The 13844-nt window shown below is 41.5% G+C and carries 10 protein-coding genes; 5 read left to right on the forward strand and 5 right to left on the reverse strand.

Features of this window, described 5'->3' with window-relative positions; translation table 11 throughout:
* Positions 1-9: 9 nt before the first annotated feature.
* Both N7E81_RS17370 and N7E81_RS17375 read left to right on the forward strand, forming a co-directional pair.
* Positions 10-1299, forward strand: coding sequence for a hypothetical protein (locus N7E81_RS17370; protein ID WP_263050869.1), 1290 nt, complete (start codon positions 10-12; stop codon positions 1297-1299).
* 24 nt (positions 1300-1323) lie between these two features.
* The gene (locus N7E81_RS17375) at positions 1324-2535 is read left to right on the forward strand and encodes a PepSY-associated TM helix domain-containing protein (protein WP_263050870.1); all 1212 of its coding nucleotides are present in this window, start codon (positions 1324-1326) and stop codon (positions 2533-2535) included.
* Positions 2536-2770: 235 nt separating this feature from the next.
* On the opposite strand, the gene N7E81_RS17380 is transcribed toward N7E81_RS17375, so the two are convergent.
* The gene (locus N7E81_RS17380) at positions 2771-4273 is read right to left on the reverse strand and encodes a M28 family metallopeptidase (RefSeq protein WP_263050871.1); all 1503 of its coding nucleotides are present in this window, start codon (positions 4271-4273) and stop codon (positions 2771-2773) included.
* A gap of 75 nt (positions 4274-4348) precedes the next feature.
* Positions 4349-5101 carry a sulfite exporter TauE/SafE family protein gene (locus N7E81_RS17385; protein WP_263050872.1) on the reverse strand — a complete coding sequence of 251 codons (753 nt, stop codon included), beginning with the start codon at positions 5099-5101 and terminating at the stop codon, positions 4349-4351.
* A gap of 368 nt (positions 5102-5469) precedes the next feature.
* Here N7E81_RS17385 and N7E81_RS17390 point away from each other — a divergent pair, with 368 nt between their 5' ends.
* From N7E81_RS17390 to N7E81_RS17400, 3 genes are all read left to right on the forward strand, one after another.
* Positions 5470-5943 (forward strand): hypothetical protein, encoded by a 474-nt coding sequence (locus tag N7E81_RS17390; RefSeq protein ID WP_263050873.1) that lies wholly within the window; start codon positions 5470-5472, stop codon positions 5941-5943.
* A 69-nt stretch (positions 5944-6012) separates the two neighbouring features.
* The gene (locus N7E81_RS17395; protein ID WP_263050874.1) at positions 6013-8367 is read left to right on the forward strand and encodes an ABC transporter permease; all 2355 of its coding nucleotides are present in this window, start codon (positions 6013-6015) and stop codon (positions 8365-8367) included.
* Positions 8368-8499: 132 nt separating this feature from the next.
* Positions 8500-8991 carry an MOSC domain-containing protein gene (locus N7E81_RS17400; protein ID WP_263050875.1) on the forward strand — a complete coding sequence of 164 codons (492 nt, stop codon included), beginning with the start codon at positions 8500-8502 and terminating at the stop codon, positions 8989-8991.
* A gap of 431 nt (positions 8992-9422) precedes the next feature.
* On the opposite strand, the gene N7E81_RS17405 is transcribed toward N7E81_RS17400, so the two are convergent.
* The 3 genes from N7E81_RS17405 to N7E81_RS17415 all read right to left on the reverse strand — a co-directional run bounded on the left by N7E81_RS17405 (position 9423) and on the right by N7E81_RS17415 (position 13750).
* A complete protein-coding gene (locus tag N7E81_RS17405; RefSeq protein WP_263050876.1) occupies positions 9423-11774 on the reverse strand; it encodes an arylsulfatase in 2352 nt (783 codons plus the stop codon).
* A 395-nt stretch (positions 11775-12169) separates the two neighbouring features.
* Positions 12170-12970, reverse strand: a complete 801-nt coding sequence (locus N7E81_RS17410) for a DUF6503 family protein (RefSeq protein WP_263050877.1) — start codon at positions 12968-12970, stop codon at positions 12170-12172.
* Positions 12971-13117: 147 nt separating this feature from the next.
* Entirely contained in the window at positions 13118-13750 is a 633-nt protein-coding gene (locus tag N7E81_RS17415; RefSeq protein ID WP_263050878.1) for a DUF502 domain-containing protein, read from the reverse strand.
* Positions 13751-13844 lie beyond the last annotated feature (94 nt).

The following is a 13844-nucleotide window of genomic DNA, read 5'->3' on the forward strand; positions in this document are numbered from 1 at the left end:
ACAAATACAATGTTTGAATCAACAAGAAACATATTTAGCAAAGCACTAGTCGCTGGTGTATTGCTTGCCTCTTTTAGCTGTGACGACGAATCAGGCAATGACCCTGAAGTAGACAGCAACGAAAGGCTATATACCATTGGCTTTGCAGATGGATCAGGAAACCCTTCGGCTACTTACGTACAAAGCCACACCGATCTATCGAGCGATGTAGATGTTACTTTCAAGGACTTTGGTTTTGAAGTGCCCTCTACTCGTACGGCAAGACTTTTTACTTCGTCTGACGGAGCTACTATGTACAGCTTAGACTATGGTGGGGGCAGTATTTATAAATTTGAAAACAATGGTGGCCAAGACTATAAAGAAGTAGACAAAACCAACATTGAATTTGCCATGGGTACTGCTTATCCAAGATGGACAAGATTGAACGATGAGCATGCGATGTTGCACTCTATTGCTACAGAGCAAGTATTCGATGAAACGAGTGGCGATTACTCATACACCAAGGCCACTGCTCGCCTGCTATTGGTAGACCTAGAAGATTTGGGGATGAGTACCAATGTGGAATTTGAAATCCCAAGATCCACAGCTGACGAAGCAACTGGAGACTATGTATTCAGAATCGATGCTCCTGTAGTATCTGGCGACAAAATCTACTACGGCATGGGCAAAAGAGGAGTTGACCCTTCTAACCCAGACGAAAATGCTGATGCAGCTTACAATACCGTAGAAACACTCGTATTGGATTTTCCTAGCTTAGAAAACCCTACAATCCTTTCTACAAACATCGCTGGTGGAGCAACTAACGGATACCGTACCACGGTAGCTTATACAGACGAGCAAGATGATGTTTATCAAATCATCACCGTACCAAATAACACAAAGGATACTTACATTCTCAAAATCACAGCTGGTAAGTATGATGAGACTTTTAAATTTAACCTATCAGACAAACTAGGTGTAAATACAATCTCTAATGGCTGGTTCTATGTAGGCAATGGTATCGGATACGTGCCTTATGCCAACTCTGACCAAGGAGGAACTGGAGACGCTGTATGGTCTGTAGCTAGAGTGGATCTCTACAAAGAGACAGCACTCAAACTCAACACACCAGACAACCTATGGCTACAGCAATACCAAAACAGTGTAGCTGTAGATGGGAAATTCTACATGGCACTAGCTCCACTAGGCGAAAAAGGATACATCTACGAATTTGACATCAACTCAGAGTCTGCAGATGCCATCACAGCAGCAGCATCTATCGAATCTGCGGCTGACTCTTACTACATCGGTATTTACTAAAAAACTAGAAGCGAACAAGATCAGATGACTAAAAGTAAAAAGAAAACCCCTTGGCAAAAAACCAGAAAACTGTTCAACGACATTCATTTGTGGTTGGGCATTGGGGCAGGGCTGATCCTGTTCGTGGTATGTCTTACAGGCACGATATACACTTTTCGCAGTGAGATAGAAGAGATTGTTGATGCCAGTATATTAAAAGTAGATGTCCCAGAAGGGGCATCTACTTTGCCTTTAGAAACACTCGTAGCAAAAGTCGAAGAAAAAGCTGGAGCAGGCAAAGCCTCCTCGATCACCATACCCGCCGATCCAGAAAAAGCCTATGCCGTATCTATCCGCAAAGAAGGCGAACGCAGAGGAACTAACTACATGATCGACCCCTATACTGCAGAATTCAAAGGTAGTAGCCAGACTGCCACCAGCGACTTTTTCATGATAGTCTTTCGGCTACACAGATGGCTCATGCTCGACATAGAAATAGGACGACCTATTGTAGGATGGGCTACAGTTATCTTTTTGTTTTTAACTATTACAGGATTGGTGATTTGGATTCCTCAAAAAGTAAAATCTTGGAGACAAGGCTTGAAAATAAAATGGACAGCCAATTGGAAACGGATCAATCATGACTTGCACAATGCCCTCGGGTTCTACTCTGCCATTATTCTCTTGATCATGTCGATCACTGGGCTCTACTGGTCATTCGATTGGTACCGAAGTGGGTTGTACGATGTACTAGGAGTAGAACAGCCCACACGTGGACCTAGAGGCAACAACGAGAAAAAGAAAGACGCTGAACCACCTAAAGCTAGCACACTATCACTAGCAGATTATTTGAAAGTGGCTGCATCAGAGTTAGACTATACCGGAGACTACCGAATAGACCTACCAGCTCCAAACAAAAAAACCGTATCCATATCCAAAACCAAAGTAGGTTTTTTTGCGATGGCAGGTAGAGACAAAGTAGAATTAGACAAGTACACTGCAGCCGTTGCCAAAAAAGAACTCTTCTCCGACGAGCCTATCAACCATCAGATTATGCATTCGATTCGATCGATTCATACAGGAGAAATATTCAGCACTTTCACTAAGATCATTTATTTCATTTCTTGTCTGATAGCGACTTCCCTACCCATCACAGGCACGATCATTTGGATCAATAAGCTCAAGAAAAAAGCCAAACGCAAGCAGAAAATAGTGATTACAAAGAAAGAAAAAACACCTGAATTGGCGAGTGTTTAATCTGCTTTATACGATAGGATTCGTTATGAGGACTTAAATCGTAATAAATCAGGAAGTTAGGTTTCGAAAGCATAGCAAAGCGACTGACTTTAAACAAGTTAAGTCTGGAATAGAAGTTTTATTGCATAAGGCACGTTTAAGCTTCACACCGTAAAGCTAGTCTAGCCTACAAAACAGAAAGCCCACCAAGATCAATTCTTTGGTGGGCTTTCTGTTTTAGAAAATTTTGATGATTCTACTTTACAGTGAGTGCAGGACGTTTATCTCTGTTTACCAATTCCCAGGCTGTGTAGAAAACCAATTTGGTTCGCTGTAAGTACACATCTTTTTCTATCTTTTCTATGGTATCTGTTTCCTTGTGATAGTCATCATGAGAACCAGTGGTATAAAAAATAACTGGAATACCATTTTTTGCAAAATTCCAGTGATCTGATCGATAGTAAATTTGCTCTGGATGATTCTCATCATTATACACATAGTTCAAATCCAGATTGGTATACGTAGCGTTGACCTGCTCACTTATATCATGCAGCTCTTGCGAAAGTTTATCTGATCCTACAAGGCACACATAGTCTTTGTCTTTGTAATTGTCTTCGTCATTTCTACCAATCATGTCCATATTGAGATTCGTGATGGTATTGGCCAATGGAAACACTGGATGATCCGCATAATACTCTGAACCTAACAAACCTTTCTCTTCTCCAGTAAACGCCAAAAACAAGAGGCTTCTACGTGGCCCATTTCCTTCTGCTTTTGCCATGGCAAAAGCCTGTGCCAATTCCATGACTCCGGCCGTACCCGATCCATCGTCGTCAGCACCGTTAAAAATCTTGTCTCCTCTTCTTCCTAAGTGATCATAATGCGAGGTGATCACTACCAGTTCATCTTTGAGATCAGTACCTTCTAGGTAGCCCATCACATTTTCTGATTTGATTTTTTTAACTTCCTTTTCGATTCCAAAAGCGAATTTTCCTTGTTTCACTTTTTGAATTTCACTGACAGATCCATTGTCCGTGAGCTCTTTTAGCTTTTCATAGTTTTTACCCACCAAATCTTTCATCAAACTAGGTGCAGTATAAAACATCCCCAAATATTCGTCGGCTTCTATTCCTGTATCTACGCTCATTCTTCCTGCTTCCAGATAGCCTCTGTATGAAGTGATCAACTCTTCCAGCATTTCGTCGGTAGATGTACGCACTACCAATACCAGCTTGGCACCTTTTTCTGCTGCTACTTTAGAGGCACTTACCGTTTTTCTATAATTGTTTTCGGTAAACAAAAGGACTGCTTTGCCAGCTACGTCGATACCTTCGTAGTTAGCGGCATCACCATTGCCTACAAATACTATCTGAGTATCCATTTCTCCGTTGGTTACACCAGTACCTACAAATACTGTTTTGTTGAAGTTATCATATTGTTTTTTACCTATTTTCAAATAGGCCTTTGTAATCTTAGAAGACACCAATGGCACATTTTGATAATAGCTCATTTGGTCTCCGTTTTTCACAGGAGCAACAAGCCCCTCACTTTGAAAATGATGACTGATCAGTGCAGCAGCCATACGCTGACCACGTTCGCCAGTCTCTCGACCTTCGAGTGCATCTGAGGCCAAAATACCTAAGTAATCAAACAAATCATCGGTAGTGATGGTGTTGGCATATTTCATTGCAAGTTCAGATTGCTGTGCCTGCACGTTCAATGCCGCTAGGGTGAGTAAACTCAAAAATATCTTTTTCATAAATGGGACTATATGTTATTATATAGGCGAAGATAAAAAAGACAACTTGAGCACCATTTATTTTTATACCAGTGGTCAAAACACCATGAATACGGCAGCTACAGCCGTCATAATCATGATAAACCAACGAAACCCCTGATCAGACATTTTCTTAATCATTTTTACACCAAGGTAAGCACCCAGTCCAATCATAGGAAGCGCAGTAAGGTCGAGCAAGAAAGAATGAAGCGAAATGGTCTCCCAACTCCAGATATGAAAAGGAACTTTAAACCAATTGATAGCCATAAAAAACCAAGCGGCCGTTCCAATAAATTCGTTTTTTGGCAAACGCATAGAAAGCAGGTAGAGTGCCATGGCACTGCCTGCCAGATTGCCCACCATGGTAGTGAACCCTGCAGCTATACCCAGCAGCATAGCAAACCACCAATAGTCAGGAATCTTGTCCTTGCTGACTTTTTCTAGCCAAATCATGATAGCCAAACTCGCGAAAATAATGACGCCCATAATGGTACGAAAAAGCTGATCGTCGATATAGTTGCCGGTCCAAGTGCCCAGCAGTACACCCACTATGGCCCATGGAAACAGCTTAACCAGGTACTTCCATTCGGCATGCCGATGGTAATAGGCTACCCCAAAAACATCCGCCATGATAAGCATGGGCAACATGAGTCCACTAGACTCCTTGCCGCCAAAAGTAGCCGCCAGCAAGGGCACTGCAATCATATTCATACCATGCACTCCTGTTTTGGACATTCCGATAAGCAAACCCGTAAGTAAAAAAGCAGCAAAAGACAGATAAGTGAGCTCGTATGAGAAAAGTGTAATCACAGTTTTTTTGAGCGAAGATAATGAGCCTTAAGGGCTATGCCACTTCCTGAGTTAAAGTTTTACCCCTCATTTCTCATAATAGATCAAGCCTCAATTCAGCATAAAAACAGATTAATATCGGCTACTTAATATAATTATTTCAAGATGAAGTTTTAAGTATAATTGAACTTTCGTTGAAAAAACAAGCTTCTATCCAATCATTATCAAATATTACTAATTTTACTACACAAGGCTTTTTATAATAAAACCAATAGCAAACCTAACCTAACGGGTCTAGTGAATGCTCGATTGTTTCACCAAAATAAATCGATATCAAATTGCACTTTTTTATCATTATTGAATTAGCCATTTAAAAAAACAAAAAAGATATGACCAGCGTATTTAGAACCCTTAGAGATGATGAAATTGAAATCGTACTAAACGCCCCAGCGATGGTGGCAATGCTAATTGCGGGTGCAGACGACGATGTAGACAAGGATGAAATAGCTGAAGCCATACACTATGCCACCACGGCAAAGCATCGATACGACAAGCTAGGAGAGTATTTTCAAGACGTAGCCGACAAGTTTGAAGATATTTTTAAGAATTACATAGAAGACTTGCCTGATCACTTGGACACCAGGCAGCATGCCATTACTTCTTATTTGCGTCAGCTCAATGGCATCTTGCCCAAAGTGCAACCCGAAGTAGCTTCTCAATTGCACCAGTTTTTGCTAGACATAGCCAAAGTGGTAGCAGAGGCATCTGGTGGTATATTCGGCGTAAAGAAAATAAGCAAAGCCGAAGCCAAGTACTTGCCACTCGACATGATAGAAAAGCCTGCCGATTACGAAATGAGATAATTTCTTGGGGTGATTGCAACTATTTGAGTGGACGGATTATCTATAAGTCAGATAATCAAAAACTCAATCATGCTCAGACACCATCTCCTTCTAACCATTAGGAACTTCAAACGATTCAAAAGTTCCTTCTTCATCAATCTTTTTGGACTATCTACAGGGCTAGCCTGTACCATGCTCATATACCTATGGGTGATGGACGAAAGGAGTATGGATGATTTTCACTCCAAGGATACCCGACTTTTTCAAGTGATGGAGCATCAGCAATACGCTGATCATATCATGACTACCAACTCCACCCCTGGCATACTCGCTGAGGCCCTCAAAGAAGAAATCCCAGAAATCCAATATGCCGCCACTACCACGTGGATCAACAGATTCACACTTTCTAATCACGACAAGAACCTAAAAGCCGATGGCTACTATGTAGGCGAAGATTTCTTTAGCTTATTTTCATACGAGCTCATCGACGGCCAACCCGAAGAGGTTCTCAAAAACAAAATGGATCTGGTGATCTCTGACGAACTAGCGTTGAAAATATTTGGCACTACGGCCAATGTGGTAGGACAATCAATCAAACTCAACCACAACGAAACCCACCTGATTACAGGTATTTTCAAAAAACCGCCCCCCAATTCAAGCTACATTTTTGACTTTGTTTTGAATTTCGAAAGATTTAAAGATGACAACGAGTGGGTCACACACTGGGGCAATAACGGTCCCAAAACCTATATCACACTACAAGAAAATATCGATGTCTCTCATGTAGAAGAAAAAATTGCAGACTTTGTGAAAATCAAAAATGAAGACTCTAACGTAACATTATTTCTCAAAAAATACTCGGAAAATTATCTCTACGGCAGATACGAAAATGGTGTACTCGCTGGTGGACGTATCGAATACGTTCGGTTGTTTTCGATCATTGCCATTTTCATTCTACTGATCGCCTGTATCAATTTTATGAACCTCTCTACTGCCAGAGCCTCCCGTAGAGCCAAAGAGGTAGGTATCAAAAAAGCTATCGGTGCACCCAAATCGTCAATTATCACACAATACCTCACCGAATCCTTGCTGCTCTCGCTGGCGTCCTTTCTAGTCTCCATGCTAGTGGTTTACTTCTTTCTACCTCAATTCAACGAAATCACCGACAAGGAAATACCCCGTGATTTTGACCTCTACACAATCTCTTCTTTCCTTTCGCTCACACTGCTCGCAGGACTTATTTCAGGGAGCTACCCTGCCATCTATCTTTCGGGATTCACTATAGTGAAAGTTCTCAAAGGCGAAATCAAAAGCTCTTGGGCAGAACTTTGGGCAAGAAAAGGGCTCGTCGTCTTTCAGTTTACCCTATCTATCATTCTGATCGTATCGGTAGTAGTGATCTACAAACAGATCGACTTTGTACAATCCAAAAGCCTAGGATACAACAAAGACAACATGATCTATTTTGTACAAGAAGGAAAAGTCGAAAAAAATGTAGACGTATTTCTAGAGCAACTTCAAGCCATCCCTGGTATCGTATCGGCTACCAGTACTGGCCACACCCTACTCCACCGCAACAACAGCACCTCTGGACTAGAATGGACAGGCAAAGACCCAAAGGCCAATATCCTTTTTGAAAATGTGCGTACCAACTATGGTTTATTCGAAACACTAGATATCGAGTTCAAAGCAGGCAGACCGTTTTCTCGTGATTTTAGTACAGACACATCAAAAATCATCTTCAACGAGGCTGCTATCAAAGTCATGAACCTCGAAGATCCGATCGGTAAAACCATTACCCTATGGGAAGAAAACAAAATGGAAATCATAGGTGTGGTAAAAGACTTTCATTTTCAGTCGCTACACAGCGAAGTAAAGCCACTCTTTTTTATGCTTGCACCAGAAGATACCTGGTTTATTATGGCCAGAATTCAGGCAGGTGCCGAAAAACAAACTTTCTCAGATCTAGAGTCTTTTTACATGGATTTCAACCCTGGATTTACTCTAGACTATGAATTTATGGACAAAGAATATGCCTCCATGTATGCCGCAGAAGAAAGGGTCTCCATGCTCTCTCGCTATTTTGCTGGCATGGCCATTGCGATCTCATGTCTGGGGCTATTTGGGCTAGCCAGCTTCACAGCCGAAAGACGCCAGAAAGAAATAGGCATTCGTAAAGTATTAGGTTCCAGCGCACTTAGCATCATCTACCTACTCTCTTCTGATTTCACCAAACTGGTAGGAGTATCCATACTACTGGCCTTACCCATCAGCTATTTCCTTGTCAGCGAATGGCTAGATCAATTTGCCTTTCGTATCAGTCTGGAGGCGTGGTTTTTCATTGGAGCGGGATGCCTCTCGCTACTGATCGCTTGGCTCACTGTGGGTGCTCAGGCCCTACGCGCCGCTCAGATCAACCCTATCGACTGCCTCAGAGACGAATAAGATTTTTTTGATTGATGGTTGATTATTGATGATGGCTGCTTCGAAAGTAAACTTTTGAGGCAGTCTCATTTTTTCAATAGACCGATATCTATATTACATCAAGTATTTTATTTTTGTTTGTAAAAAAATCTGATGTCGTACGAAGAACCTGTAATGAAGCAATTGCTGCGATCTATCCCACAAGTGGGCAAGGTCGAATGGATCGGTATTCGCCAAGAACGAAAAGCCCTACCTACCCCTGTAGATCAGGTCATCGTAAAAGAGAAAACAGGACTCGAAGGCGATCATTTTTCGGGTAGTCTATCAGGCAAACGACAAGTAACATTGATCCAAAAAGAACACTTGGACGCTGTGGCTTCGATGCTAGGCAAAGACCACATCAACCCCCAACTTACCAGACGTAATATAGTAGTATCTGGCATCAATCTGCTTGCGCTCAAGTCACAACAATTCAAAATCGGGAATGTAATACTAGAAACTTCTGGTATCTGTGCACCATGCAACAGAATGGAAGAAAATCTAGGCGCAGGCGGCTATAGCGCCATGCGTGGACACGGGGGAATTACGGCCAGAGTCGTCTCGAGTGGTGAGGTCAGACTGGGAGATCCCGTATCTCTGATCTAGTGTATACCGTACACCTTCTGCACGATATCGAACAAATCAGCAAAACCCAATTACACACAACTCATTGATATACTATTAGTTACAACGATCGGCACACATTTTGACATAAGCCCAGACATTGAAGTAAGTTTTTATTTCAGGTTTAGTTTTTCTCATAGCCAGTTTAGTTGTGATACTGCCAACTTCGCAAAAGAAGTTTCAGGGTGATCAACGCCGCCAGGCTTTTACCCTGTAGAGATTGCTGATCGACAGGTAGTTGGTTCTCAGTCGCAGTACAAAATCCTATAGGTCATTTACTCAAAATGATAAACCATCGCTCTCAGCCACTGCTAATGGCTACGAGTGATGGTTTTTTATTCTAACACGGAATAACAGTTATTTGAAACAAAATGCCTCAGAAGTAAATCTATTTCAATCTGTTTCTTACGTGCTTATTTCACTTCTAAAAGCACTTTATGAATTTTACCAGTAAATTTCGTTTCAACAGGCCCATATCCTATGTTTTCCGTCACGGCTACAGGTGTTTGATTATCAAGCCCTACATCCGCTGTTTCGTCTGCAGAAAAGATATAAGGCTGTGTTTTTTCAACCCTACCATTAGCAACTGACTTCCCATCTACAAGCACAGTTACTTCACCGCCTTTACCAAGGCCTCCTCCATCATACACAAAATCGAATGTAACCGTTGTTTTACCTTCGGTAAGTTTTGACTCACTTGCGACCACGAAACTTTCAAGCCCAAGAAAATTATATATAAAAGATGGTCTTCCTTCGTTCAGATAAACAGACCAGCCACCAAATCTACCACCTTGTGTCAGGATCACGCCTTTTGCACCACCCTCAGGCACTTCTATATCGGCTGTCACTGTAAATGATTTGTTCTTTATATTCATGAAAGTATTTTCCATCATGCCTTCCATCCCTTCATAAAGCAATAAACTTTTGCGACCTCCTAGCAAATCGGGCCTTCCTGCCAATTCAGCGTTTGTTCTCTCCAGTGTTCGGTCATCGATCGGAAGCACATGATATTTTTCAGCTTCAGCCATAAAAAGACTTTTCATTTTTTCTAATTTTTCGGGATATTTTGAAGCCAAGTTTTTCGTCAAACTAAAATCTTCATCTACATGATAGAGATCCCACACATCAGCGGTCAATGGAGGCAAATTGGTCGTTTGCCATGCCGCACGATGGATGGTTCTAGCAAACCACCCATTATTGTAAATTGCGCGATTCCCAAACATCTCAAAATACTGAATAGTGTGCCTTTCCGCTGCTGCTGCATCATTAAAAGTATACAATAAACTGGTGCCAGCCATTGGTATTTGTGGCACTCCATCTACTACTTTAGGCTCAGGTAGCCCTGCGGCTTCTAGTATAGTTGGTGCGATGTCTGTGACATGAGTGAATTGTGTTCTGATCCCACTCTTTTCTTTAATGCCCTGAGGATAATGTACAATCATTCCATTGCGTGTACCACCAAAATCTGATGCTACCTGCTTGGTCCAAGTAAAAGGGGCATCAAAAGCCACTGCCCATCCCGCTGCCATATGTGGAAAAGTATTTTCTAACCCCCAATCATCGATCAAAGGAAGTAAGTCTTGCACTTTTTCTTCTACTCCATTGAAATAAGTCATTTCATTAAACATACCGACCATTCCGCCTTCTGCACTGGTTCCATTGTCTCCCGCAATAAATAGCACCAAGGTGTTATCCATCTCTCCAATCTCTTCAATGGCTTCGACCAATCTACCCACTTCAAAATCGGTCATCTCCATAAACCCAGCAAACACTTCGGCTTGACGAGCAAAAAGTTTTCGTTCACTATCTGTTAATTTACTCCAGTCTTTGATGTCTTTTGGCTTAGGAGCCAGGTTGGTGTTTTTAGGAATGACACCTATCTCCTTCATTCGTTTCACGGTAGCTTCTCTTATCTCATCCCACCCTTTGTCAAATTTTCCTTTGTACTTATCTGACCATTCCTTAGATACGTGATGGGGAGCATGCACAGCTCCTGTAGAGAAGTAAACAAAAAATGGCTTGTCAGGTGTCATTGATTGCTGAGCTTTCACCCAGTTGATCGCTTGGTTAGTCATGTCCGTAGTGAAATGGTAATTCTCCATGACTGGAGGGTTCACCTTTTTCACCCCATCATAAATAAGCGGCGCCCACTGATCTGTCTCACCTCCAATAAATCCATAAAATTTATCAAAACCCTGATGCGTTGGCCATCTATCGAATGGGCCAGACACACTGGTTTCCCAAGCGGCTGTTTCGTGCCATTTGCCAAAAGCAGCAGTACTATACCCATTTAACCTCAGCATTTCTGCTAGCGGTGCTACACTCTTAGGAAGCGCACCTGTATTCCCTGGATAAGCAGTGGCTGTCTCCATAATCGAACCCGTATTACATGTATGATGATTTCGCCCCGTTTTAAGAGCCATTCGAGTGGGTGAACAAAGTGCAGTGGTATGAAAATTATTATATTTCAGTCCATTTCCTGCTAATTTATCCATCGTAGGCGTTTTTATTGGCCCACCAAAGGTATTGGTCGCACCAATACCCAAATCATCGATCAAAACAATTACCACATTGGGAGCTCCTTCTGGAGGAGTAACTTGAAATCGTTTGGGAGGTTTGGTATTTCGTACATCCAGTGCTTTGTAGGTTTTAGGCTCTGTCCTAGTAATTGGAAGAATTTCTCTGTTTAGGTTTTCTTGTGCTTTCAATTGACTAACACTCAAAAGGCATAACCCAAGAAATAAGGTTTTGTTTTTTAGTTTCATTTTTATAAATATTAATGGCTATTAATTTTAATAATCAGAGTAGTTTGAGCATCATGTTTTCATGAAAAACACTATTTCATACTGAATATCAGAAAGATAGCGAAATCCTTCCACTCTTCAATAAATAAACATGTATGCATCAGACACAAAACCTCCGTGATCTGTAAATAGTCGGCCAAGTACACGGAAAAGGTTGCAGAAAAGCCATTATATTATATGAAGAGGGGGTAGCTGTATTGCACAAAAGTGCTACGCCATAGTTGTTGGTCACAGGAAAGTACCGACGAAAAGAGAGAACGACCCAGCCCATATGTACACCGTTAGCGAATGAGCCAAATCCAATTCGATTTAGCCCTCACTACTAACGGGATAGTGAGAGCTAAAACAATAATGATTTATTCAAACAACTGTTTGGGTAGGTTGTTGTTGAACTTGATACCCGTCCACTGTACCTGTGTCCAGTTGTCGGTCAGATTCTCCCCGTCCCAGTTGGCTTTGGTATATTTTCTTTTGGATGGAATCAGTATGTTGTCCACTTTCTCATATTCCACTTTCATGATTAGCGGGTCGGTCACATTAAAATCCACAACAGTAAACAAAAACTGATCTACTAGCTGGGTCTCTTTGTTGATATACAATCGGTAAAGATCAGAAGGCTGGTCTGTGTCGAAGGAAACCTCTACCAAATCATACACTTGCCCATTTACTGTAGCTTCATCCATATAAGTATAAATCAGCCCTGGGTCTAGCAGCTTTTGAAACATAGCAAACCAATAAAAATTGGTCTTTCTATTGAAAGTCACTCGTTTTATAGCGGCTTCATCTTCTACCCGTTCGCCATTATGTTTGAGCCAAAAAGACTGACCATTGTAGCCCTGTTCTATTGTACCTTCCATATCAGGCAGCGTTCTTTCGTGCTTCTCATAGCTGCCATAAGACCATTCTCCATCGAATATATACTTCTCTGTAGAGATGTCCTCTTTTTGATCTGCCGTCTGGTAAGTATAGGTATAGACCACATCTTTCAAATCCAGTAAGTCTTGATAACTGCCTACTTTTTGGGTCATCTGATAGACGAGCTCATGTCCTTTGTTTTGAAATTCTAAAGTGGATTTGGTTTGGTTTTCGTTGGCTACTTTGCCTTGGCAAGACCACAAAAAGAAAGCACTGGCAAGCAATAGTTGAATACGGTTCATAAAGTTCTTGATATTATTATGGTTTTTATTTTTTGATATACCCCTTAGCTCACGATTCCTTTGCGTTTAGGTTGCCTTACGGGGTTATATTATTAAACTGATCTTTTCTTGAAGGAATAAAAAAGTCTTCTATCAAGAAAGTCAAGCCTATTTTTCTTTCTTATCAAACATACCAGCATGTACTTTTCCTTTCAAGTACTTCTCTGCCCCTTGTCCGAGTTTTTTATGGATGGATATGGCGTTCACTTCACTGATATTTAGTTTTCGTATCCGTTCATTTTTGACGAATACCACATCGCCCGATAGTGGACTGGGTGCCCCAGGCAAAAAGACCGTACTGAGGTCATCATCTATCTTCCCCATCAAAAAACCAATCTGCCATACTTCCTCTATATCTACCATCACTACGTCATTCATGTTGTTGGATTCTAAACCAGCAATGGTTTCGGTCATTCCTTTGATAAGGGAATAGCCTGGTATGACGGATTGAAGTTTTTGTTCCAACCACTCTCTTTTTTCGGCCGCCACACGAGTTTTAGCCAATAGCCCAGCGATGAAGCACAAAAACAGCAATACAAAAAAAGCCAAAATACGGTTTAGTGTAATTCCTCCAATATGTTCGATGGGGATAAGGCCCGCAATAGGTGCTACGATAGTACGAAAAAGATTTAAGGCTTTATCAAAAAGCACAAACAAAATCCCAAAGGGTACGATGAGGAGAAAGCCCCCAACCAAAGTGGTTTTTGCAAATACCCAAATGTCATCCAGTACACTTTTCATCTTCTCAAATTTAACCTATCGTCTACCAACAAAGATACTTTCTATTTGCAAAAGACCCTGAAAGAAAAATGATAACTCTAACTGAGAACAGCAC

The sequence above is a fragment of the Reichenbachiella carrageenanivorans genome, from assembly GCF_025639805.1.
GTDB classification, from domain to species: domain Bacteria; phylum Bacteroidota; class Bacteroidia; order Cytophagales; family Cyclobacteriaceae; genus Reichenbachiella; species Reichenbachiella carrageenanivorans.